Here is a 23,568-nt window from a genome sequence, read left to right on the forward strand (position 1 = left end):
TCAAGGCCGGGACGACAAAAGCTACTTCGTCAACAACGCGAATGCGCCGTTCCAGTCTTCCGGCGGCGGGGCCTCCAGGAAGTTGCGGATTCGCGCCTCGTAGAGGTTGAACAACAACTCGAGCGAACGCACCTCGTCGGTGTGGCGGCCGCGTTCGATCGCCGCCAGCGCGCCTTGCCAGTCGCGGCCGCGATAGCAGGCCAGCATCTCGATGGTCAGGTTGCGCAAGCGCTGGAAACGGCCGGACTGCGCGGTGTCCTCCCGTCCGGCGATGGCGTAGATCACCTCTGGCTCCTTCTTGCCCTTCACCATGATGAAGTCGAGTTCGAGGATCGCGAACTTGTCCTTGACCGCCAGCGCGGTTTTCGAACCGACGATGATCGGGAAGCCGTATTCCTTGGATTGGCCCTCCAGCCGTGAGGCCAGATTGACGCTGTCGCCGAACACCGAATAGTCGAACCGCATGTCGGATCCCATGTTGCCGACTACGCAGGTTCCGGTATTGAGGCCGACGCCGACATTGAGCGGAATGAACGGGCGGCCCTCTTCCTCGGCTTCCTCCATTCGTTCCTGATTGAGTTCGTCGACACGCTCCAGCATATCGAGCGCCGCCTCGCAGGCGTTGAGCTGGTGATCCTTGTCGTCGAGCGGCGCATTCCAGAACGCCATGATGGCGTCGCCCATATATTTGTCGATGGTGCCCTTGCGGTGAAGGATGGCGTTGGTCAGCGGCGTCAGGAAGCGGTTCATCAGCGCAGTGAGGCCCTGTGGGTCCCGCTTGTAGGTCTCCGAGATCGAGGTGAAGCCACGCATGTCGGAGAACATGATGGTCATCTCGCGTTCCTCGCCGCCGAGCACGAGCTTTTCCGGCGACTGCGCCAGCTGGGCGACCAGCGCGGGCGACATATACTGGGAGAACGCGTTACGGATCTGTTTGCGCTGCTTCTGCTCCCGGACGAAACTCGAGAAGATCAGCGTGAGATAGATCGACGTCGTCGATATCAACGGATAGGTGAAATCGATCAGCAGCCGGTGCTGCGAATAGAAATACCAGGACGTTCCGATCAGCGCGGTGGCAAACGCCGCACCGAGGGCGACCAGCGTGACCGGTCCGAACAAGGGCGCGAACGCGATCACCAATAATCCGAACAAGACCGCGGTGGCGAATTCGATCGAGATACCGAAGATCGGCTGCGAGATCACCTCCCCGGTCAGCGCGCTCTCGAGCACCTGGGCGTGGATTTCCACGCCGGGCATGGCGCGCGACACCGGCGTGGTCTTGATATCGTTGAGACCGACGGCCGAGGTGCCGATCAATACCAGTTTGCCGGCGATCTTCTCGGGCGCAACGGTCTTTTCCAGCACGTTGATCGCCGGAACATAGAGCGACGCATCGTGCCGGGCGTAATGGACCCAAAGCTGGCCATTGCCGTCGGTCGGCAGCTGAAAGCCCTTGATGCCGAGGCTCTTGATGCCGGCCTTTTCGGCCTTGATCAGGATCGTGCCCGAACCGGTGGCGACCCGCAGCATCTCGAAGCTCAGCGAGGGCATGGTCTGGCCCTGCGCCTGCATGATCATCGGCACCCGCCGCACGATACCGTCGCGTTCGGGCTTGATGGTGAACAGCCCGCGTCCGGCAGCGGCATGCTCCAGCACCTTGGTGTTGCGCAGCAGGCCGGGGAATTCGAACATGAAGCGCTGCGGCTCCTCGCCGAGCATCGCAAGCCCGGTCACCGGAAGCGTCTTGTCGAGCACACCCAGTTCTTCCGGCAAACCCGATTCACCCAGCACCACGCGCGAGGCGCGGATGGCATCGGCGAAAACCTGGTCGTTGCTCGGCAGCGAACGCAACCGGCTGCGGGTTTCCTCATCGAGATTACGGTAAGTATCGGCGACGAATTCCGGGTTGAGCCGGTCGGGCTCCGAAAACACCACGTCGAAGGCAATCACGACGGCGCCGAGATTGGTCAGCTCCGTTACCAGATCCGCAAGCCGCGTCCGCGGCCACGGCCATTGTCCAAGCTTTTCCAGGCTTTTGTCGTCGATATCGACGATCGTGACCGGACGTGCGGTCTTCTTCCGCGGGTCGACGCGCTGGAAGGCGTCGAAGGTTCGAACGCGGATCTCTTCGACCGGAGCAGGGTCCCACACGCGCAGCGCGGCAAACCCGATCAGCAGCGCCACGCACGCCAGCCGGGCATAGCCAAAGCGCCGCTTGAACCACCGCCAAAATACTCTCAGCCGCTTCATGCTGCTTCGGTATCACGGGCAGGCAGATTGTTCCAACAGGTTGCGACCCGCGCCGCGGCATTATGGGACCCCGGCGCTTCCAAAAGGCCGCTCGCCCGCTTTCCCGGCGGACCATGGCTGGCTATGGTGGCATTGGGGGGACCATCGGGATTGACGAAACCGAACACTGCAGGCGGAACCCTTCGGCCGCCGCCCCGGCCTCACGATCGTGTTCGCGCGCTGCTGCGGACTGATACGCCGCTATTTTGTCGCCAGGCCGACGGCAAAATACGGCCACGACCAGACATGCTCGGCCTGATGCTGTGGCCGCTGATCCGCAACCATTGCCTGGTTCACGACAAATATTACGCCGTGCCGGACGTGCCGACGGTCAAGCTGCAGGATCCGAAAAGCAAGGTGGGCGCCGGCTATCAGAACGCGGCGACGGTGCGTGAAGAGGCTGAGCGGCTGGGGATTCCGCGGGTCTTGTAAGAGAACGTCTACCGCCGCTGGAGCGTCGCGGTCAGTTACCGATGCCGGGATGGAGGATGAAGTCGTTGGCCGTGAGGCTCGCGACTTGCTTCAGCGTGACATTGTCATCGCCGCCGAGCCAGAGCACCATATCCGCCGGATCGTTCTGGCTTGGCGCCGCATGGTCATGGAGCCATGCATCGATCGTTTCAGGGTTGATCGTTTCGAAAAACGCCCTGAGATCGATGTGGTCCTGCCCCGGCGTGAAGTCCGTGATCGTGTCGTTGCCATCACCGACCCGGAACACGAACTGATCGGCGCCCGCGCCACCGGTCAGCGTATCCGTATTGCCTGTCGCGAAGATGACATCCTTCCCGTCCGTACCGGTCAGTTCGACATCGCTTTCGCCAGTCACATTGAAGATGAAATTGACCGTGTCGGAATGGCCGAAGCCATCAGTCACGGTGAACTTGACAGAGTCATTCTGCGGCTGAGAGCCGCCGCCGGGATTGTATGTGACACCAGCAACAGCAACAGCACCAAGCGCCTCGTCGATATCCTCAAGGTCACCCGGATCGATCGACACGCTGCTGACCAGGGGCGCCCCGGTGGTCGCGGTAAAGGTGAAGGTCTCGGTCTCCGAGGCGTCGGCATCGGTGACGTAGAGACCGGAAACCATCGTTACTCCATCGCCGAGTTCGGAGAGGGTGAACAGGTCCGTTTGGATCACGGGCGCCGCCCCTGCACTCTCAGGCACCGTCACATGCGCTTCGAAATAGTCGCTGTCGTGCCCATTGTTAGGGGCACCGTGGCCGTCCCAGAGTGTGAATGCCACCGTGCGCGTACCGGCGACCGGGTCCGGCTTGGAGTTCGAGAATTCGATCGCCTGCGTTAACGCCTCGACGGCGGTATCGCCGGCGCTGCCGTTCAGCGTCACCGTGAGGCTGTTATCGCCGTTGTGTGCCAGCGTCCCGATCGCGACATCTCCGCCCGGATCATTACCGTCGGAATCGAAATAGACGATCGAGCCGCTATCTACCCAAATGTAGTCGTTGCCCACAATCGACAGCGTGTCGCCCTCGTGTCCGGCCGTGACGGTTGCGGTCAGAGTTCCGCCGGCATAATGGGCGCTGTCGATGTCGGCGGCCGCGACGCCGTAGACGATCGCGACCGGGCTGTCGCCGGCATGGTAGGTCGACGCGAGGCTCTTTCCCGAGTAGTCCGGCGCGTCGTTGGTACCGTTGATGGTGACGACGATATTCTTCTCGGTGCCGTCGATTGACGTCACCGTCAGCGTATCGGTGACGCTGGTGCCCTCGCCCAGCGACTGAACCTCAACCTTGGAATTATCGAGCTGATAGGTCCAGCCGCCCGTACCGCTGTCGAAGGTGAAGGTGCCATAGGCGCCGTCGAGCAAGTCCGGATCGACCGCCTGGAAATGACCTTCGCCAGTGTCGACATCGCTGACCGTCAGCGTGCCGCTGACGGTGTCGAGGGGTACAATTTCGCCGCTGCTCGTGAAGGCGTTCAGGCTGCCCTCCCAATCGCCCGATATCGTCGCCGTGTCGTTGGCGCCGGTCACATTCACCGTGAATAAAGCGATACCCGTGGCACCGTTGACGTCCGCGGTCTGCACGGTGAAAGTTTCGGTCTGGGTGCCGGCATGCAGCGCGTTGATCGCGGCGGCATCGGGCGTATAAATGTAGTGGCCGTCCTCGTCCACCGTGAGCGAGCCATACAGGCCCGCAACCGCCGAGTTCACGGCACTCAGTCCGACGATCGTGCCGTAACTCAGCGTCGCGGCCTCGCCACTGTCGGCATCGTACCCGACCAGCGTTCCCGTGATGGTGCTGTAGCTATCGGTAACGGCGGTATCCAGCAGCGGCCCTACCGTCGCCGGGGCCAGGGTCGGCGCATCGTTGGTACCGGTGACATCAATCGTCAGCGTCGCGGACGCGGTCGCGCCGTAGACGTCATGCATGGTGTAGGTGAACACGTCTGCGACATGCTGATCCTGCATCAGCGCCTGTGTCGTGGCCTTGGTGTTATTGAGCGTGTACGTCCACGCGCCGTTGGCGTCGATCGTCACGCTGCCATAGGTGCCGGCGACCACGCTAGCCACGCCTACGGTCAAGGGGCCGGTTTGCGTTCCGCTGGCAACTCCCTGCACCGTCTTGGTGTCGCCGGCATCGACGTCGAGATCGTTGGCAAGCACGTTACCGGTCGCCGATGCGACGCCGGCAAACGCGTCATTGACCGGACTGACGCCTTGCTCGGAAACCGGCGCACCCGAATTGACGTCAGTCACAGCGACCGGCGCCGCATTTGCAACCGGTGCATCGTTGGTGCCGGTGATATCGATCGTCAGCGTCGTCGTCGACGTGCCGCCATAACCATCGGACTCGGTATAGCTGAAGACGTCGCTGGCGTGCGCGCCATGCGCTAGCGAGTCGGTCAGCGGATTGGTATTGTCGAGCGTATAGGTCCAGGTACCGTTGGCGTTGAGAACCAGTGACCCATAAGTGCCGATGACGGTCGCGCCGACATCGTCGTTCGTCAGCACCCCGCTGATCGAACCCGCCACAACACCGATGACGTGGTGGGTATCGATCAGGTCGACGTCGGTATCGTTGCTGAGCACGTCGCCCGACGTGGTCGAGACGCCGGCCAGTACGGAATTGTCGCTGTTGTTCCCCGCCTCGACGATATGGCCGGTGTCAGTGTCGGCAACCGCAACCGGCACATCGTTGGTGCCGGCGATCGTCACCGTCACATCTTGCGTCACCGGCGCACCGTTACTGTCTATGATCGTGACGGTGTAGATCTGGGTAATGGTCTGGCCCAACGCCAGCGACTGCAGCACCGGATCGTTGTCGTTCAGCGTAAAGCTCCAGCCGATGCTGGCGGTGTTGACGGTGTCGGTCGCGCTCTCGTTCACTCCCGTCAGGGCGAAGGTGCCGATATTGGCGGCCAATGCGCCGTTGCCCTCGGCAAAGCCCGGCAGGTTCACGCTGGCATCCGTCGATTTCAGCACGAAGCCCGCAGTATGGGCGTCGATCAGGTCGAGATCACCAAACGTAATCATGCCCGAAGTCGCAATATCGCCGGAAACGTTGACGCCGACGTCTTCCGTCACCCCGCCGGCCGCCGTCGTCGACGCGCCCACAATCGTCGGCGTGTCATTGGTGCCGGTGATCGTCACCGTCACATCCTGCGTGACCGGCGCACCGTTATTGTCTGATATGGTGACCGTGTAGATCTGGACGATCGTCTGGCCCTTGGCCAGCGACTGCAGCACCGGATCGTTGTCGTTTAGCGTAAAGTTCCAGCCGATGCTGGCGGTATTGCCGGTGTCGGTCGTGCTCTCGTTCACTCCGGTCAGCGCAAAGGTGCCGATATTGGCGGCCAATGCGCCGTTGCCCTCGGCAAAGCCCGGCAGGTTCGCGCTGGCATTCGTCGACTTCAGCACGAAGCCGGCGGTGTGGGTGTCGATCAGGTCGAGATCGCCGAACGTGATCGTGCCCGAGGTCTCGATGTTACCGGAGTCGTTGACGCCGGTATCCTCCGTCACCCCGCCAGTCGCCGTGGTAGATCCACCCACAATGGTCGGCGTATCGTTGGTGCCGGTGATCGTCACCGTCACGTCCTGCGTCACCGGCGCACCGTTATTGTCTGATATGGTGACCGTGTAGATCTGGGTGATGGTCTGGCCCTTGGCCAGCGACTGCAGCACCGGATCGTCGTCGTTCAGCGTAAAGTTCCAGCCGAGCGAGCCGACGGTCGAAACACCGGGATTCTCGCTTATCGCGGTCAGGGCAAACGTGCCGATTTGACCCAGCGGGGCCGCCTCCGAATAGCCCGGCAGATTGGCAGTGGCGTTCGACGACTTCAGAGCGAATGCCGCGGCATGGGTGTCCGTCAGGTCGAGGTCCTGAAACGTGATCGTTCCATTGGCGGTCAGCGTCGCCGCTGCATCCTCCGTCATCTCGCCTGTCGCCGTCGTCCACTCCGGAACTATGGTGGGAACGTCGTTGGTGCCGATCACGGTGACGTCGGCGCCGTTGATGGAGATGCTGACCGGCGTGTACACAACGCCGCCATGGCCGTCGTCGACCTTGATGACGTAGTTGAGGATCAGCTTCTCGCCCTTGGCGAGGAAATCGAAGGCGTGGTCGGCGATGCTGTAGGTCCAGGTCGCCGAACCGTTATGGCCGTTTGCGCCCCCCTGCGTCACGCTCAAGGGAACCTTGACGGCTGCAATTGCCGCCAGTTGTGCCGGCGTCAGCGTCGCGGTGACGTTATGCCCCTGCGCGTCGAGGTATCTGAACGGCTCGGTTGTCGAGATCGCCGCAGTCACCACCGGGCGATCGGTCAAATCGGTATCGGTAAAGGTGACCGTGCCCGAGATCGTATCGATGGTGGTATTGCCGGTGCCGTCCCGCTCGATGACGGTGCCGCCGCTGGTGGTAACGGTCGGCGCGTCATTGGTGCCTGATATCGTGATGGTGAAGGTCTTGAACGTGATCTCGTTGTTCGCCGCGAAATTATTGTCGACCCGCGCCAGATAGGTCAGCGTCAAGGTCTCGCCGGCGGCCAGGAAATCGAAGGCGCCGTCAGGGACGCTGTAGGTCCAGGTCGCCGTGCCGCGGTTTTTCTGGTTGGGATCCTGCACCACGGTAAGCGGCACTTCCACCGCCTTGATCGCGGCTATCTGCTCTGATGTCAGCGATGCGCTGACATCGCTGTGCTGCGCGTTCTCATACTTGAACGAGGCAAAACTCGCCTGGGCGGTCGGCACGTCGCCCGGATTGAGGTCGGAATACGCGATCTCGCCGGTCAACGTATCCTGCGCGGCACTGCCGGTCAGGCCTGCGCGCTCGGTGAAAGCCGCATTGGAGGTGATGACGTCGGGCGGCCCCGGAATGTGGTCGCCCGATTTGACGGTCGTGGGGGTAGTCGTAACGACGGGAGTGTCGATAATCGGAGTAACCGTCACCTTCACCGGGACGGTTTCTCCGCCCGCCAGTCTGATGAACATGTTTTCCGGAACCGGCGAATCGGTGAACCGGTGCAGCTGTTGAGGATTGTTCAGGTCGGTGAATTTCAGCTGGAAGACATCGGAGATGATCTTCTGCGCATCGGGCGACAACTGCACCGAGGAAAGAAAATTGACCGTGCCCTGGCCGCTGACGATGGTCTGCGTACCGGCCTGATTGACGGTCGCGATCGGCGTCATCGTGGTCTTGTCGAACAGGATGTAGGAGCCGGTGGTGCCGTCGGGCTCGACCAGCACCTGGAATTTCGCCGGCGGCGCTCCGCCCTGGCCCGGCACCGCGAAATCGATTTCGACCAGTACCGCGGTGCCGCGGATGCCCATAGTGGCAACCGGCGTGTCGACCTTCATGTCGCCCTTCTTGGCGGTCGCGCCGGCGACGAACGAGATGGTGCCCTGCACCAGGCTGATCAGCGACGAATTGTTCGACCCGTTCGGGTCGTAGATCATTTCGTTCAGCACCATCCTGGCGTTCGATGCGAGACCGAACACGCTGCCGTCGATGAAGGTGATGCCGAGCGTCGAATCGGAACCGGACTGGACCACGTCGCCTTTGTTGACGTTGTCGCCATTGTTCAGAATGATCGAAACGCCGTTGCGGATCGCTGTCGCGGTGCCGACCAGCTTGGTGACGTGGCCGATGACCTGGGCCACGCTCGGGCTGCCGTCGGCCTGCGCCAGCTGGGTGTGACCGGTCAGCGCGTTGACAATATTGCCAGTCAGATGGGCGCCATCGGGTGATGCCAGGGCTGCGCGCTTCTCGCCCTTGAAATAGTCATGCAGCACCAACTCGCGGCCGTCGCCCGATAGAACGAGGTCGACACCCGCGCGCTTGAAATCGCCGGTGAAGAGCAAATGGGCGTCTGGAACGATAATGGCGCCCGACGGCGCATGTGTGGAAACACTGTCGACCTGGAGGTGCCCACCCGGGTGAGCGCCGTGGCCGTCAGGCAGCACGTCGGTAAATTTACCGGCCAAAGTCAAATGAGCCCCGCCGCCGCTAAGGTTAATACAAATACAATATTCAAAGGTCTAAGCTTGCATATCACGGATGGTCTTCTACGGAACCATCCATTTTTTGTGCAGCTTGCTTAGGTTAGAGCCGTTTTCCAGATCAGTCTTCTCGATTTTTCTCAAGCATATCTGGTACTCCCCTGCCATACACAGAGGAATACATGGATAAGCTTGAGCACCAGGGAGATTAGTTGAGATATTCGCAGCAAAACGACTGCGGTCTATACTTATCAATCCGATTCCCCCGTATAACCCCGGTATATGATGCGATTTTCCAAGTCAAAACTGTGACTTGGCTTACAACTCACGCGAATCTGACCAGATTAGTCATATTAACCTGAAAACAACGATAACGCACGGTTAAGCACCATCCCATGGATAGGGCAGTCACGGCTCCGCAAAGGTTCGATAAAATTTTCGGGAAACCGGCGAGACAAATTTTAAGCTGTTTCGCGCTTTCCGGCCTGATATCGCGGGTTTTAAGCAGATCAAAAGCCCACCTACCCACTATGCCCCCAGCGAAATGATCCGGTCACGAGTAGGTTAACGAGCCTGCCGATAATGCCCGGACTAGGGGTGTCAGATGGCGATCTCAAATTATCCGCGTGCGTTGCGCGCAACCTTCCTCGCGTGCGGCCTGTCCATAAGCGGCTTGGCCTGGTTCGGACCGGCGGACGCCGGAACGCTGCTGTCACCTGGCGCTGCGGTCCTGGTCAAGAAATCCACCCAGCCGTTCGGGCAGCCCACCGCGATGCTTCTCGACGGCGGATTGCACGAGAAATGGCAAAGTGTGCAGCGCCGCCTCGACGATGAAATGGTGCAGCTTGCGCTGTGCGAGGGCGACCGCGGAGGCTGCGTCTCGCCGGCCGCGCTGCAATTCCTCGCGATCGTCGATGCCGCCAAGCTCCGCGAGGGCCGCGCCCGACTCGGCGAGATCAACCGCGCCGTCAACCTTGCGGTGCGGCCGATGAGCGACCTCGCACAATATGGCCAACTCGACGTCTGGGCCTCGCCGCTCGCGACGCTAACGCGGGGCGGCGACTGCGAGGATTACGCCATTGCGAAATTCGTGGCGTTGCGCCGGGCCGGCATTGCGCCCGACGATCTGCGGATCGTGATCATGCGCGACACCGTCCGCGGCGAGGATCACGCGGTTGCCGCCGCGCGGCTCGACGGGCACTGGCTGACGCTCGATAACCGCCGCATGGCGATGGTTGAGGATTCCGACATCCGCAATTACCGGCCCACCTTCGTGATCGATCAGCACAGCGTCATGCGATACACCGATGCGCCCCTGCTCACCGCCGCATCCGGCAATCCCGAAGCGCCGGTCGTCATCAGCGCGCTGGCAGCGCCCGGCGTTGTCACGCCCGCCAATCAGGCTCCGACGAAAGCCGATTGACAGCAATCCTGCCGCAATTTCATCCGCAGCGATGATGGAGCAACTGCGTGCTGCATCACGCCCTCGCTGCAGCGGACCGGACCGGACGTCGCGCGATCCATGATCGCGCATCTGGGATATCGGATACAAGGCATCCCGCAATTTTCATTGCACGATCAGATTCAGTGTAAGTCATCAAGCCATGCTGCAGTGCAGCCGGAACGCATGTTCATTCTGTTTGGCGAAAACATGACGATACAAATTTTCTCTTTTTCTTTTCACGCTCGCGCTTGATTGACGCCGTCGTTCCCACCGGCATACCATTCCGACAGATCCGCTAGAGATCATTGGAGGGGACTAGGATGACACGTTGGCCGTGCGGTGATTCTGTTTGCCGTTTTTTTCCTGAAAGCTTTTCCAGTTTGCATCGGCCGGCTCGCCTGGCGCTGGCGATCGGGTTTGGGCTGGCGATCTCCTCCACGGCGGCGCTCGCGCAAAGTCCCGCCAAGGGATCGCCGGAGCACATCAAGGCCGTTACCTCGGCGGTCGACGGCGCCTCGATCAAGGCCAACACCGCGACATCGAACGACTGGCCGACCATCGGCCTCGACTATGCGGAAACGCGCTTTTCCAAGCTGAACCAGATCAACACCGACAACGTCAAGAAACTCGGCCTGGTATGGAGCTATCCGCTCGAATCCTCCCGCGGTGTCGAGGCAACCCCGGTGGTCGTCGATGGCATCATGTACCAGACCGCCTCCTGGAGCGTGGTGCACGCGATCGACGCCCGAACCGGCAAGAGACTCTGGACCTTCGATCCCGGCATCGACAAGGAGAAGGGCTACAAGGGCTGTTGCGACGTCGTCAATCGCGGCGTGGCGCTCTGGAAGGGCAAGGTTTTCCTCGGCGCCTATGACGGCCGCCTGATCGCGCTCGACGCCGTCACCGGCAAGGTCGTCTGGGAAAAGGACACCATCGTCAGCAAGGAGCACTCCTACACCATCACCGGCGCGCCGCGCGTGTTCAACGGCAAGGTCGTGATCGGCAATGGCGGCGCCGAATATGGCGCGCGCGGCTACATCACCGCCTATGACGCCGAGACCGGCAACCAGGCCTGGCGCTGGTTCACCGTGCCTGGCGATCCCTCAAAACCGTTCGAAGATGAATCGATGGCGGCAGCCGCCAAGACCTGGGATCCGGCCGGAAAATACTGGCTCAACGGCGGCGGCGGAACGGCGTGGGACACCATCACCTTCGATCCCGACCTGAACATGGTCTATGTCGGCACCGGCAACGGCTCGCCGTGGAATCGGGACATCCGCAGCCCATCCGGCGGCGACAATCTCTATTTGGCGTCACTGGTGGCGCTGAACGCCGACACCGGCAAATACATCTGGCACTATCAGGAAACCCCCGGCGATCATTGGGACTACACATCGACGCAGCCGATGATCCTGGCGGACATCAACATCGATGGCGCGCCAAGGAAGGTCATTCTTCATGCGCCGAAGAACGGCTTCTTCTTCGTCGTCGACCGCACCAACGGCAAGTTCATCTCGGCCAAGAACTTCGTCGATGTGAACTGGGCGACCGGTTACGACGCCAATGGTCGTCCGATCGAAGTACCGGCAGCGCGCGGCAAGGAGCCGTATGACAGCGTTCCCGGTCCATATGGCGCGCACAATTGGCATCCCATGTCGTTCAATCCGCAGACCGGCCTCGTTTATCTGCCGGCGCAAGGCGTGCCGCTGAACCTGACGCCGGAAAAAATGTTCGTTCACAACGCGCCAACTCCCGGCAAGTTCGGCGCCACCACCGGTTGGAATGTCGGCATGGTGCTGGACGCTGTCCCGCCGAAGAATCCGGCGTTCGGGCGCCTGCTGGCGTGGGACCCCGTGAAGCAGAAGGAAGTCTGGCGCGCCGAATATGTGGCGCCATGGAACGGTGGCACGCTGACAACAGCCGGCAATCTGGTGTTCCAGGGCACTGCCGACGGACGCTTCGTCGCCTATAATGCCACGACCGGCGAGAAGCTCTGGGAATCGCCGACCGGGTCCGGCGTCGTCGCGGCGGCCTCGACCTACATGCTCGACGGCAAGCAATATGTGTCGATCGCGGTTGGCTGGGGCGGCGTGTTCGGGATCGCGGTACGCGCTACCGAATTGCGCAGCCCGGGCACGGTCTACACGTTTGCGGTCGACGGCAAGGCGCCACTGCCGACTTTCGTGAAGTATCAGACCGAAGGCCTGCTTGCGGGCGTCAAGTACGATCCGAAGGACGTGCCCGACGGCACCAACCTCTATGTCGCCGCCTGCGCCACCTGCCACGGCGTGCCCGGCGTCCACAATGGCGGCAATGTCCGTAACCTCGGCTATGTTCCGAAGGAGACCATCGAGAACCTCAAGGACTTCGTGTTCAAGGGCCCGTTCCGCGACCAGGGCATGCCGGACTTCACCGGCAAGCTGACGGAAGCGGATGTGACGAAGATCGCCGCCTTCATCCAGGGCACGGCGGATGCGATCAGGCCGAAGCCGGCCGAAGCCGCGGGACAGCCGAAGCAGTAACCCAACTCGTCATGGCCGGGCTTGTCCCGGCCATGACGGAGAGTGAGATCCATCCAAATAAAGAAAGGGCTGCGCGAGGTGATCGCGCAGCCCTTCGTCGTTCGGAAGGCAAACCTTCGGAAGACGAGCCTCAGAACATCAGGCCTTCCTTCACCAGCACCCAGCGGCCGTTCTTGACCTGCTGGACCTGGGTGATGGTGGTGGCGAGATGGTTGGTTTTCGAGAACACGGTCGGCGGCGAACTGAAGATATCCTGGAACTTATCGCCGGACTCCAGCGCATCAAGCATCTTCTGGCCGCTCAGATCCTTGCCGGCCTTGTTTGCATAATGCGCGAACGTCATCACCGCATTGTAGCCAATGATCGCCTGGGTATTGGCGTCGGCGCCGAACATCTTCTTGTAGTTGACGAGCCAGTCCTTCACTTTTCCCTTGGCGGTGTCTTCGTAGGGAATTTCGAAGCCTGAAGCGGCATACAGACCTTCAACCACTTCCTTGCCGAGCGCCGGCACTTCGAGCACGTTAACCGGCGTGGCGCCGAGGAAGGTGACGTCCCATCCGAGCTTCTTGGCTTCGCCCATCGTGCCGATCGGCTCGCGGAGCACCGCGCCCAACACGACCAGATCGCAGCCGTCGGATTTCATCTTGGCGACCTGTGCGCTGAAGTCGGATGCACCACGCTTGTAGCTGGTGATGGAGGCCGGTGCGACCTTCATCGCGGCGAGCTGCTGGTTAAAACCATCGAGCACGTTTTTGCCGTACTCGTCATCCTGATGCATGATGCACGGCTTCTTGAAATTCTTGGCCTCCATCATGTATTTGAGCGCTGCGCGCGTGCTCTCGACGTAAGGCAGGAGGTTGTTGAATTTCAGCCGTTCCTGCGGCTTGGCCGGATCGAACTTGAAGGTGAATTCGGCCGCGGTGAGCGGAAACAGTTGCATCACCCCGGCCTCGAGCAAAATGTCCTGCGAGGCGAGCACGGTGGGCGATCCCATCGGGCCGACCATCGCGAAGATCTTGTCGCGCTCGACCATCTTCTGCGACGCCAGCACCGCACGCTTCGGGTCGTAGCCGGAGTCCTCCAGGACGAGCTTGATCTTGCGGCCGTGAATGCCGCCGGCGGCGTTGACTTCGTCGATCGCCATCTTCATGCCGTTGGAAACCGGAACGCCCCAGCCCTTGATCGGGCCGGACAGATCCTGATGGGTGCCGATGACGATCTCGCTCGCCGAGATGCCTTCATTGGTGACCTTGGTTTGGGCGTAGGCCGGCAGGTGGGTCAGCGCAAGGGCGCTCACCGCAAGGCACAACGCCCTAGACGATTTCGACATTGCAGTCTCCTCTTCGTTGGCCCGTGTTGAGCGAAGGGTGGGGCCTTCTTGTCCTTCGCCGTTTCTACAAATTTTGCTCAAAGTTCGTCCGTTACGCCACCGCCCGTTCGCCGTACATGGCGCCGATCTCGGCCGCGTAACGCTTGTTCACAAAACTCCGCTTCAATTTCATGGTCGGCGTCAATTCCTCATCCTCGGGCGTCAGCTGACGCTCGATCAGGAAAAATTTCTTGATAGTCTCGACCCGCGCGAAGTTGACGTTGACCGCCTCGATCTCGCGCTGGATCAGGTCCTGGATCTCGGGCGCGCGGCACAGGCTCGCGTAGTTGGTGAAGGGAATGTCGTGGTCCTGCGCGAACTTCTCGACATTCTCCTGGTCGATCATGATGAGACAGGTGAGGAACGGCCGCTTGTCGCCGATCACCACCGCGTCCGAGACGTAGGGCGAGAACTTCAGCTGGTTCTCGATCTCGGACGGCGTGATGTTCTTGCCGCCCGAGGTGATGATGATGTCCTTCATCCGGTCGGTGATCTTGACGAAGCCCTCGTTGTCGATCGAACCGACGTCGCCAGTGTGCAGCCAGCCTTTGGCGTCGATGGTCTCGGCGGTCTTTTCCGGCTGGTTGAGATAACCCATGAACAGGAAGTCGCCCTTGATCAGGATTTCGCCTTGCGGGGAAATCGCGACCTCGCCCCAGGGCGCGGCCTTGCCGACTGAACCCAGCTTCATGCGGTCGGGCGGCATCACGGTGGCCACACCGCAATTCTCGGTCTGGCCGTAGACCTCGCGCATGTCGATGCCGAGCGCGAGATACCAGCGGATCAAATCCGGCGCGATCGGCGCAGCCCCGGTGAAGGCCAGACGGCAGCGATCGAGCCCGAGCATGCGGCGGATGTTGCGGAACACCAGCCAATAGGCGAACTGATTGGCGATCCGCAAGGTCAGCGGCGGCGTTTCACCCTCAAGCTTGCTCTCGGTCACGCGATTGCCGATTCCCAGCGCCTGGCGGTACATCCAGTTCTGGAACGGCGTCGCGTCCTTGAGTGCAATCGTGATCCCGGAATAGAATTTTTCCCAGATCCGCGGCACCGCCAGGAACGCGGTCGGCTGCACCTCGCGCAGATTGTCCGGCACGGTTTCCGGGCTTTCGGCAAAATTCATCACCGAGCCCAGCGCCAGCGAAATGTAATAGCCACCGATACGTTCGGCGACATGGCAGAGCGGCAGGAACACCAGCCGCTCTTCGGCGTCGGTGGAGGGGAACAGATCGTTGGCGTGGCGCATCTGGTGCGTGACGCTGCGGTTGGAATGCATCGCGCCCTTGGGCGGACCGGTCGTGCCTGACGTGTAGACGAGGATGGCCAAATCACCCGCGCCTCGGCTTGCGATCATCGCATCCCACAGCGCCGGATCGTCGTGACTGTGGTTGCGCCCCAGCGCGGTGAATTCGGCCAGCGACATCACCATCGGGTCGCTGAAGCCAGAGAGGCCTTCCATGTCGAACACGACGATCTTCTGCAAGGTCGGGCAGCGTTCGCGGCAGGACAGGATCTTGTCGAGCTGCTCTTCATCCTCGGCGAAGATCACGCGTGTCGAGGAATCGTTGATGAGGTATTCGACCTGGACCGACGAGTCGGTCGGATAGATCCCGGACGAGACGCCACCGGCGCAGAGGATGCCCATGTCAGCATACACCCATTCGGGAACCGCGTTCGCGATGATCGACGCGACGTCGCCCGGCTTGAAGCCGGTGGCATGCAAGGCGTAAGCGATATCCTTCGATATCTGCAGCCACTGCCGCCAGCTGGTCGGCTGCCAGATGCCGAACGTCTTTTCGCGGATCGCCGGCCGGTCGCCGCGCGTTTCCACTGCCAGCAAAAAGCTCTTCGCGATCGTGTCGGCGACCGTCAGCACTGCCGGTCTGGCCATGCGTCTTCCTCCCTCTCTCGCCTGCGTCCGACGCCGGTCTTGTCAGCCGGTCTTGTTGTCGAGGCAGGCTCGAATTTAGCTCAAAATCACTAGGAACGCCAAGGTCTTAACTGCGTCGTTTAGCGCCATGTCTTCTTCTTTTTCCAGCGTCGCTCACCGCGCGCGCCCTCTTCCTTGGCGCCGAGATAGAATTCCTGGATGTCCTTTGAATGCATCAGCCGCTCGCAGCTGTCGTTCATGACGACACGGCCGATTTCCAGCACATAGCCATAGTGCGCCGTCTCCAGCGCCACCTTGGCGTTCTGCTCGACCAGCAGGATCGACATGCCCTGCTCTTCGTTGACGCGCTTGATGATGGTGAAAATCTCCTTCACCAGGATCGGCGACAGCCCGAGCGAGGGTTCGTCCAGCAGCAACAGCGTCGGCCGGTTCATCAACGCGCGCCCGATCGCCAGCATCTGCTGCTCGCCGCCGGAGAGCTGTCCGGCCGGCTGGTTGATGCGCTCCTTCAGCCGCGGGAAATAGCCGTAGACCCGTTCGAGATCCTCGGCGACGCCGTCGCGATCCTTGCGCGGATAGGCGCCCATCATCAGGTTCTCGCGCACGGAGAGGAACGGGAACACTTCGCGCCCCTCCGGCACGTGGCTTAGGCCCAGTCGCACGATCTTGTCGGCTTCCACGCGCTGGATTGATTTGCCCAGAAATTCGATCGAGCCCTTCTGCGGATCGAGGATGCCGGAAATGGTTTTCAGAACGGTGGTCTTGCCGGCGCCGTTGGCGCCGAGCAGTGTGACGATCTTGCCACGCGGCACTTCGAGGCTGATGCCCCTGATCGCCTGAATCGGTCCGTAATAGCTCTCGATATTGCTGAGCTTCAGGATGATGTCGGGAGCGCTCATGGCATCATCCTCATGCGCCGAGATAGGCCGCGACGACGTCGGGATGGCGCTGCACTTCGGAAGGGGAGCCCATCGCGATCACCTTGCCGTAGTTCAGTGCGATCACCCGGTCCGACACCCGGTTCACCAGCGACATGTCGTGTTCGACCATCAGCACGGTGATGCCGAGGTCGGTCTTCAGGTCGCGGATCCAGAACGACATGTCGCCGGTCTCCTCGACGTTCAGCCCGGAGGACGGCTCGTCCAGCAGGATCAGTTTCGGCTCCGAGCACAGCGCGCGCGCGAGCTCGATCACCTTGCGGACACCGTAGGGCAGCCCCGAGATCAGCTTGTCGCGATAGACTTCGAGGTCGAGGAACTCGATCACCTGCTCGACCCGGCGGCGATGCGCCTTTTCGTGGGCGCGCACGCTCGGCAGGAACAGCAACTCCTGCCACAGCTGCGTGGTGGAGTGGCGGTGCCGGCCGACCAAGAGATTGCTCAGCATCGTCGCGTTCTCGAACAATTCGATGTTCTGGAAGGTGCGGGCAATGCCGAGGCCGGCAATTTCGTAAGCCGGCTGCTGGGTGATGTCCTGATCCTCGAAGTAGATCTTGCCCGAGGTCGGCGGGTAAATGCGCGAGATCAGATTGAAGATCGAGCTCTTGCCCGCGCCGTTGGGGCCGATGATCGATAGAATTTCGCCCTTCTCCACCGCGAAGCTGACGGCATCGACCGCCTTGAGGCCACCGAAGTGCAAGGACAGGTCTTCGGCCCGGAAATAGCTCATCGGTTCCGCTCCGACTTCACATAGATTTTCTGCCGCTTGAAAGTGGCGCGCTTGTAGAGCGGGAACAGCTGGAAGAAGAGCTTTATCTTCAGCCAGCGACCGTAGAGGCCAAGCGGCTCGAACAGCACGAACAGCACGATGATCAGGCCGTAGATCGCGCCCTTGAGGCCGTTCGCGGAAGCGATGGCGGCGGCCTTGTCCTGAATATGAGACGCACTCTCCTTGCCCGCGCCAAACGTCGAGGCGACGCCCGCGATCATGCCGGGCAAGTCGTCCTTCAGATAGGTCAGGAGCGGATCGATCATGACCAGGAAGATCGCGCCCAGCACCGCGCCGTGCAGACTGAACGAGCCGCCGATCAGGATCACGATGATGAACTCGATCGAGAGCAGCAGCGTGAACATTTCCGGGCTGATGAAGGACAGTTTGTGGGCGAACAGGCAGCCCGCGAATCCGGTGATCGCGGCGCTGATCGCAAACGACTTCACCTTGTAGAGCGAGACGTTGATGCCCATGCTGCGCGCCGCGGTCTCGCTGTCACGGATCGCGACGAAGGCGCGGCCGGTCGGAGAACGCAGGAGATTGAGTGTGCCGACGATGGTCAGGATCAGGAAACCCAGACAAAGGAAATAGAAGGTCGGGCTATCGCGCGATATCGCCATGCCGAACACCTGCATGGTCTTGACGCGCATGCCCTCATTGCCATGGGTCACGCTTTCCCAGCGCGCCAGGATTTCCTCGACGATGAAGGCAAAGGAAATCGTCGCAATGACGAGATAGATGCCCTGTAGCCGCAGCGCCGGGAATCCGACCAGCGCGCCGACTACGCCGGTCAGCAGGCCTGCGGCCAGGAAATACACCGGAAACGGGACGTTGTATTGCTGCAGGAAGGCCGCCGTATAGGCGCCGATGGCGAGAAAGGCGGCGTGGCCCAGCGACGCCTGCCCGGTAAAGCCGGTCAGGATCATCAGCCCGACGCCGACGGTGGCGTAGATGCAGACGAACACCAGCTGGCTCATGATATAACTGGAGAGCACAAACGGCGCGACCGCCAGCAGTGCCAGCAGCACGCCATAGGTGACCAGATAGCCGCTGTGCGGCATCAGCCGGATGTCGTCTTCGTAGTCGGTCTTGAAGAGAAAACGCATCGCGGCCCCTAAACCTTCTTGCGCGTGTGCACGCCGAACAGGCCTTCGGGCTTGAGCAGCAACACCACGAGGAGAACGAGGTAAGGCGCGACGTCTTTCCAGCCTTGCGGCAGATAGAAGCCGGCCATGCTCTCAATCACGCCGATCAGGACGCCGCCGACCACCGCACCTGGAATCGATCCGAAGCCGCCAAGCACCGCGGCGGGAAACGCCTTCAATCCCAGCACCAGCCCGACGTTGGAATGAATGAAGGTGATCGGCGCCAGCAACACGCCGGCGGCGGTTGCGACCGCAGCGCTGATCGCCCAGACGATCGACACCACCCGCTTGACCGGAATGCCCATGTAGTAGGCAGCCAGCATGTTCTCGGAACTGGCGCGCATCGCGGTGCCGAGCGTGGTGCGGTTGAAGAACAGATAGAGCAACCCGCAAAGGATGACGGTCGCGGCGATCACCGAGAGCTTGTCGTGGGCCAGCACCAGCGAGCCGATCCGCAACACACCCTGGCTGAACGGCGTCTCGATCTTGAGATCGTCGGTGCCCCAGATCATGCCGGCGATGGAGCGCAGGAAATATCCGAGCCCGATCGTCGCCATGATGATAGAAAACTGGGGATAGCCGAGGATCGGACGCACCACCACGCGTTCGGCCAGCATGCCAAACAGCGCCATGCAGATCACAGCGCCGGCGAATCCGAGCCAGTAATTGAGGCCGAGCATACCGATGAAAGTGAAGGCGAAGAAACCGCCCAGCATCATCAAATCGCCCTGGGCGAAATTGACGACCTCGGTGGCCTTGTACACCAGCACGAAGCCGAGCGCGATCAAGCCGTAAACGCAGCCAAGTGCGATGCCACTCACCAGTTGCTGAACGAAGTCCAGCATCGATTCCCCTCCCCCGGATGCCCCGCGATTCTACGGATCGCCTTAACGCATCCTGCCTTCGCGCTCTTGTGTCGAAGCGCTGAAAGTCACATATGTCCGTCCCCATTGAGACCAAAGCGCCGACGACTGTCAACAGAGCGCTGGTTGCGGCCCGCGTTAACAATTGCGCAGAAATGCCGCAGGGCGGAAGTTGGCTTCGAAGTAGCCTTCAAAGTAGCCTTGGAAGCGTTCATATCGGCGCGATTTGGGGTCTTCGATTCACCGCACCGAAAGTTCTTGGGTCCATGGTTCGCGGCGACACATGAAACCCGGACCGTCCCGACCTCATGAATCCCGATGTATCAGCGCTGCAGGTGCGAGGGTTAACGAAGCGTTTTGACCGCCCAGCGGTCGATGCGCTCGATCTCACCGTCCACCGCGGCGAATTCTACGCCCTGCTCGGCCCCAACGGTGCCGGCAAGACCACGACGTTGCGCATGGTGGCCGGCCTGCTGCGACCCGACGCCGGCGCTGTCTCAATATTGGGCATCGATGCGCTCGCCGATCCCGTCGCCGCCAAGCAGATCATGGCGTGGGTGTCGGACGAGCCGATGATTTATGACAAGCTGACGCCACTGGAATATCTCGAATTCGTTGCCGGCCTCTGGGGCGTCGATGCTTCGATTGCCGAATCCTCCGCGCAGGATCTGCTGGTGTCGCTCGGGCTCCAGCCGCATCTGCACGAACGCTGCGAAGGATTTTCGAAAGGCATGCGCCAGAAGGTGGCGCTGGCCGGTGCACTGGTCCATGACCCCCGCCTGATCATCCTCGATGAACCTCTCACCGGCCTCGACGCGCTGTCCGCGCGTCACGTCAAGGGACTGCTGCAGGCACGCGTCCGCGCCGGCTGCACCGTGATCATGACGACGCATATTCTGGAAGTCGCCGAACGGATGGCCGACCGCATCGGCGTCATCGCCGCGGGCCGGCTGGTGGCCGAAGGCACGCTCACCGAATTGCGCCAGCAGAACGGCCGCAACGACACCAGCCTCGAAGACATGTTCATTGCACTCGTCGACACCGACGCGGCCGCATGAGCTCGGCCGCTGATCTCACCTGGTTTGCCCGGCACGAAATCCGGCTGGCGTGGCGCGAATGGCTCGCCATGATGACGGGCGCGCGGCGAAAACGAACACGCGCCGTGATCGGGCTGCTCGTGCTCGCCGCCTTCCTGCATCTGCCGGCCTATGCGGTGATCGGCCGCTTTGCCGATCTGCAAGCCCCGCTCGACAAGCCGACGCTGATCGTCATGTCAGCAACGATCTTCCTGGCCTGGGCCCTGATGCTGTCGCAGGCGATCGAATCGGTGACGCGGGTGTTCTATGCGCGCGCCGACCTCGATTTGATCATGTCCTCTCCGGTCAGGCTGACCAACATCTTCTCGGTGCGGATCGCGGCAATCGCGCTCTCGGTCACGGCCATGGCCCTGCTGTTGTCGAGCCCCTTCGTCGACGTTCTCGTGATCGGCGGCGGCATCAGGTGGTTCTCGGCGTTTGGCGTCGTCATCGCCATAGGCCTGTCAGCCGCGGCGGTTGCGATCGCAATCACGGTATTATTGTTTCGGTTGATCGGTCCGAGCCGGACGCGGCTCGCTGCACAGATTCTCGCCGCCGTCATCGGTGCGGGTTTCGTCATCGCGCTCCAGGTCGCCGCGATCCTCTCCTACGGCACACTGTCGCGGTTTACGGTGCTGACGTCGGACGCCGCGGCGGCCTACGCCCCCGATTTCGACAGTCCGCTGTGGTGGCCGGCGCGCGCCGCGATCGGGGACGGCGAAATGCTCTCGCTTCTGCTGGCCGGCAGCCTCGTGCTGCTCGGCGGCGTGATGGCGGTCCTCTCGCCGAAATTTGCCGGCACCGTCGTCAGCGCTTCGGCAACCGCAACGACGATCCGTCGCGGGTCGCGCGCGACCTCGTTTCGCCGCGGTTCGCGGCAAGCCGCGCTGCGCTGGAAGGAGTTCATGCTGCTGCGGCGTGATCCCTGGCTGGTGTCGCAGAGCCTGATGCAATTGCTTTATCTGGTGCCGCCGGCGCTGATGCTGTGGCGCAGCTTCTCCGATAGCTCGGCCGCGACCGTCCTGATCACGCCCGTGATCGTCATGGCGGCCGGACAACTCGCCGGCGGTCTCGCCTGGCTGACGATTTCAGGCGAGGACGCCGCAGACTTGGTCGCGACCGCCCCGATGCCGCCCGGCAGCGTGATCCGTGCCAAGGTCGAGGTGGTGATGATCGCGATCGGCGTCATCTTCGCTCCCTTGGTGGCTGCACTGGCCTTGGCCTCACCCGTACAGGCAGCGGTCACTGCCGTCTTCGTCGTCATCGCCACCGTGTCGGCGGCCGCGATCCAGCTGTGGTTTCGCGTCCAGGCCAAACGCAGCCAGTTTCGCCGCCGCCAGACCTCGTCACGCATCGCGACATTTGCTGAAGCGTTCTGCTCGATCGGATGGGCGGCGACCGCGATCCTCGCCGTCACAATCCCGATTGCCGCCGTCATCAGCGGCGCCATGACCGCGCTGATGCTGGCCGGGACGTGGAAGATCAGCCCGCGAAGGGATTGATGCGGAAGCGCCCGGTATTCAGCCGTGAACCTCGGCAGACCGAACCCCGACAAAGCTATATCCTATTGAAGTTGAGGGCGGATTTCCGGCAAGCCTGACTGGCTGGAAGGCCACGCCGCCGTCATCGATTCGTTTGGCTGGCTGGGCTATCTTGCCGAAGCACTACCGCGGCACCATGTGGCGGGAATGAGCACACAGGAGAGGAAGCGCGATGCGCGAAACCATCAATGTCCCGGCGGTCATGGTGGACGCGTCCGCGGTTGCGCGGATCAAGTCGGAGATCGACATCTCCGATCGGTCGCGCATCGTTACATTCGGCGATCGCGCGCAGCGATCGGTCGTTGAGTTCGCGGACCGCATCCTCGCCCAAACCCAGAACCGGGAGCTCGGGACAACAGGCAAATTGTTGTCGGACATCCTGGGCAAGGCGCGTGGGCTCGATCCGGCGACGCTCAAGGACAGCGGCTTTTTCACGCGCCTGTTCTCCTCGATGGAATCGCGCTTGCGGCGGTTCTCCGAACAATTCGGCGACGTCGCCTCCCAGATCGACCGCGTCTGCGTCGAACTCGACCGCAACAAGGAAACCTTGCGACGCGACATCGCCGTGCTGGACGAACTGCACGAACAAACCAAGGCATCGCTCGGCGACCTCGATTCGCATATCGCTGCCGGCAAGACCTTTGCCGAGGACTTTCGCCGTGGCCGGCTGGTCGAACTGGAACAGGCCGTGAAGGCAGCCGGCGAAGGCAGCGACGCCTTGCTGGCGGCGCAAACCTATCAGGATGCCGCGCAGGCACTCGACCGGCTCGAGAAGCGCGTCTTCTATCTGCAGCAGGCGCGCCAGATCGGCATTCAACAGCTGCCGCAGATCCGTATCGTGCAGTCCGGCGACGAGACCCTGATCGAGAACCTGCAGGCGACGACCGAACTCGCGATCCCGGTCTGGAAGCAGAAGATGATCCTTCTGCTCGGCCTCACCCGTCAGAAGTCCGCGCTCGATTTGCAGAAGACCGTCACCGACGCCACCAACGAGATGATGAAACAGGCCTCGGAGATGATGAAGACCCAGGCGATCGAGATCGAAAAGCAATCACAGCGCGGCATCATCGATATCGCGACGCTGGAGAAAACCAATAGCGATCTGGTCGACACCATTTCGGGCGTCCTCAACGTCCAGGCGGAAGGCCGCAAGAAACGCGCCGAGATCGAGCAGCGAATGGCGCAATTGACCGACGAGTTGAAGTCAGCGATGTCCAAGTCGACGACATGAAGTCCACGATGCGACGTTGCCTTGCCGGCC

At 61.7% G+C, this 23,568-nt stretch carries 14 protein-coding genes; 6 read left to right on the forward strand and 8 right to left on the reverse strand.

What is annotated here, in order from left to right; translation table 11 throughout:
- Window positions 1–21: 21 nt before the first annotated feature.
- Entirely contained in the window at window positions 22–2,250 is a 2,229-nt protein-coding gene (locus tag JQ600_RS07680) for a CHASE2 domain-containing protein (RefSeq protein ID WP_212391758.1), read from the reverse strand.
- 285 nt (window positions 2,251–2,535) lie between these two features.
- Here JQ600_RS07680 and JQ600_RS07685 point away from each other — a divergent pair, with 285 nt between their 5' ends.
- Complete coding sequence (locus tag JQ600_RS07685) at window positions 2,536–2,721, forward strand: hypothetical protein (protein WP_212391760.1); 186 nt, start codon at window positions 2,536–2,538, stop codon at window positions 2,719–2,721.
- A gap of 31 nt (window positions 2,722–2,752) precedes the next feature.
- Here the strand turns inward: JQ600_RS07685 and JQ600_RS07690 are convergent, their stop codons facing one another.
- Window positions 2,753–8,731 (reverse strand): VCBS domain-containing protein, encoded by a 5,979-nt coding sequence (locus tag JQ600_RS07690; RefSeq protein WP_212489766.1) that lies wholly within the window; start codon window positions 8,729–8,731, stop codon window positions 2,753–2,755.
- A gap of 619 nt (window positions 8,732–9,350) precedes the next feature.
- On the opposite strand from JQ600_RS07690, the gene JQ600_RS07695 reads away from it, so the two are divergent.
- Window positions 9,351–10,169, forward strand: a complete 819-nt coding sequence (locus JQ600_RS07695; protein WP_212391764.1) for a transglutaminase-like cysteine peptidase — start codon at window positions 9,351–9,353, stop codon at window positions 10,167–10,169.
- A 431-nt stretch (window positions 10,170–10,600) separates the two neighbouring features.
- On the forward strand, window positions 10,601–12,712 hold the full coding sequence (locus JQ600_RS07700; RefSeq protein WP_312011127.1) for a PQQ-dependent dehydrogenase, methanol/ethanol family: 2,112 nt from the start codon (window positions 10,601–10,603) through the stop codon (window positions 12,710–12,712).
- Window positions 12,713–12,842: 130 nt separating this feature from the next.
- Here the strand turns inward: JQ600_RS07700 and JQ600_RS07705 are convergent, their stop codons facing one another.
- The 6 genes from JQ600_RS07705 to JQ600_RS07730 all read right to left on the reverse strand — a co-directional run bounded on the left by JQ600_RS07705 (window position 12,843) and on the right by JQ600_RS07730 (window position 19,672).
- On the reverse strand, window positions 12,843–14,042 hold the full coding sequence (locus tag JQ600_RS07705) for an ABC transporter substrate-binding protein (RefSeq protein ID WP_212391768.1): 1,200 nt from the start codon (window positions 14,040–14,042) through the stop codon (window positions 12,843–12,845).
- A 91-nt stretch (window positions 14,043–14,133) separates the two neighbouring features.
- Window positions 14,134–15,972, reverse strand: a complete 1,839-nt coding sequence (locus JQ600_RS07710) for a long-chain fatty acid--CoA ligase (protein ID WP_211999312.1) — start codon at window positions 15,970–15,972, stop codon at window positions 14,134–14,136.
- 119 nt (window positions 15,973–16,091) lie between these two features.
- Window positions 16,092–16,871, reverse strand: coding sequence for an ABC transporter ATP-binding protein (locus JQ600_RS07715; RefSeq protein ID WP_211999311.1), 780 nt, complete (start codon window positions 16,869–16,871; stop codon window positions 16,092–16,094).
- A gap of 10 nt (window positions 16,872–16,881) precedes the next feature.
- The gene (locus JQ600_RS07720; protein ID WP_212038740.1) at window positions 16,882–17,640 is read right to left on the reverse strand and encodes an ABC transporter ATP-binding protein; all 759 of its coding nucleotides are present in this window, start codon (window positions 17,638–17,640) and stop codon (window positions 16,882–16,884) included.
- Window positions 17,637–18,788 carry a branched-chain amino acid ABC transporter permease gene (locus JQ600_RS07725; RefSeq protein WP_192737012.1) on the reverse strand — a complete coding sequence of 384 codons (1,152 nt, stop codon included), beginning with the start codon at window positions 18,786–18,788 and terminating at the stop codon, window positions 17,637–17,639. The genes JQ600_RS07720 and JQ600_RS07725 overlap by 4 nt, the downstream gene beginning before the upstream one ends.
- 8 nt (window positions 18,789–18,796) lie before the next feature.
- Window positions 18,797–19,672 carry a branched-chain amino acid ABC transporter permease gene (locus JQ600_RS07730; RefSeq protein ID WP_212391770.1) on the reverse strand — a complete coding sequence of 292 codons (876 nt, stop codon included), beginning with the start codon at window positions 19,670–19,672 and terminating at the stop codon, window positions 18,797–18,799.
- Window positions 19,673–19,998: 326 nt separating this feature from the next.
- Between JQ600_RS07730 and JQ600_RS07735 the strand changes: the two genes are divergently transcribed.
- The 3 genes from JQ600_RS07735 to JQ600_RS07745 all read left to right on the forward strand — a co-directional run bounded on the left by JQ600_RS07735 (window position 19,999) and on the right by JQ600_RS07745 (window position 23,538).
- Window positions 19,999–20,748 (forward strand): ABC transporter ATP-binding protein, encoded by a 750-nt coding sequence (locus JQ600_RS07735; protein WP_211999308.1) that lies wholly within the window; start codon window positions 19,999–20,001, stop codon window positions 20,746–20,748.
- Window positions 20,745–22,268 (forward strand): permease, encoded by a 1,524-nt coding sequence (locus tag JQ600_RS07740; RefSeq protein ID WP_212391772.1) that lies wholly within the window; start codon window positions 20,745–20,747, stop codon window positions 22,266–22,268. Before JQ600_RS07735 ends, JQ600_RS07740 begins: the two co-directional genes overlap by 4 nt.
- 211 nt (window positions 22,269–22,479) lie before the next feature.
- The gene (locus JQ600_RS07745) at window positions 22,480–23,538 is read left to right on the forward strand and encodes a toxic anion resistance protein (RefSeq protein WP_212267972.1); all 1,059 of its coding nucleotides are present in this window, start codon (window positions 22,480–22,482) and stop codon (window positions 23,536–23,538) included.
- The last annotated feature ends 30 nt before the right edge of the window (window positions 23,539–23,568 follow it).

Source organism: Bradyrhizobium sp. AUGA SZCCT0176 (assembly GCF_018130145.1).
GTDB lineage: Bacteria > Pseudomonadota > Alphaproteobacteria > Rhizobiales > Xanthobacteraceae > Bradyrhizobium.

What these genes read in the sequence shown, in the direction of transcription:
- JQ600_RS07740 (WP_212391772.1), top strand. Translation starts at nt 20,745, where the DNA reads ATGAGCTCGGCCGCTGATCTCACCTGGTTTGCCCGGCACGAAATCCGG.
- JQ600_RS07685 (WP_212391760.1), top strand. Translation starts at nt 2,536, where the DNA reads ATGCTCGGCCTGATGCTGTGGCCGCTGATCCGCAACCATTGCCTGGTT.
- JQ600_RS07735 (WP_211999308.1), top strand. Translation starts at nt 19,999, where the DNA reads ATGAATCCCGATGTATCAGCGCTGCAGGTGCGAGGGTTAACGAAGCGT.
- JQ600_RS07745 (WP_212267972.1), top strand. Translation starts at nt 22,480, where the DNA reads ATGCGCGAAACCATCAATGTCCCGGCGGTCATGGTGGACGCGTCCGCG.
- JQ600_RS07715 (WP_211999311.1), bottom strand. Translation starts at nt 16,871, where the DNA reads ATGAGCGCTCCCGACATCATCCTGAAGCTCAGCAATATCGAGAGCTAT.
- JQ600_RS07710 (WP_211999312.1), bottom strand. Translation starts at nt 15,972, where the DNA reads ATGGCCAGACCGGCAGTGCTGACGGTCGCCGACACGATCGCGAAGAGC.
- JQ600_RS07730 (WP_212391770.1), bottom strand. Translation starts at nt 19,672, where the DNA reads ATGCTGGACTTCGTTCAGCAACTGGTGAGTGGCATCGCACTTGGCTGC.
- JQ600_RS07725 (WP_192737012.1), bottom strand. Translation starts at nt 18,788, where the DNA reads ATGCGTTTTCTCTTCAAGACCGACTACGAAGACGACATCCGGCTGATG.
- JQ600_RS07695 (WP_212391764.1), top strand. Translation starts at nt 9,351, where the DNA reads ATGGCGATCTCAAATTATCCGCGTGCGTTGCGCGCAACCTTCCTCGCG.
- JQ600_RS07705 (WP_212391768.1), bottom strand. Translation starts at nt 14,042, where the DNA reads ATGTCGAAATCGTCTAGGGCGTTGTGCCTTGCGGTGAGCGCCCTTGCG.
- JQ600_RS07720 (WP_212038740.1), bottom strand. Translation starts at nt 17,640, where the DNA reads ATGAGCTATTTCCGGGCCGAAGACCTGTCCTTGCACTTCGGTGGCCTC.
- JQ600_RS07680 (WP_212391758.1), bottom strand. Translation starts at nt 2,250, where the DNA reads ATGAAGCGGCTGAGAGTATTTTGGCGGTGGTTCAAGCGGCGCTTTGGC.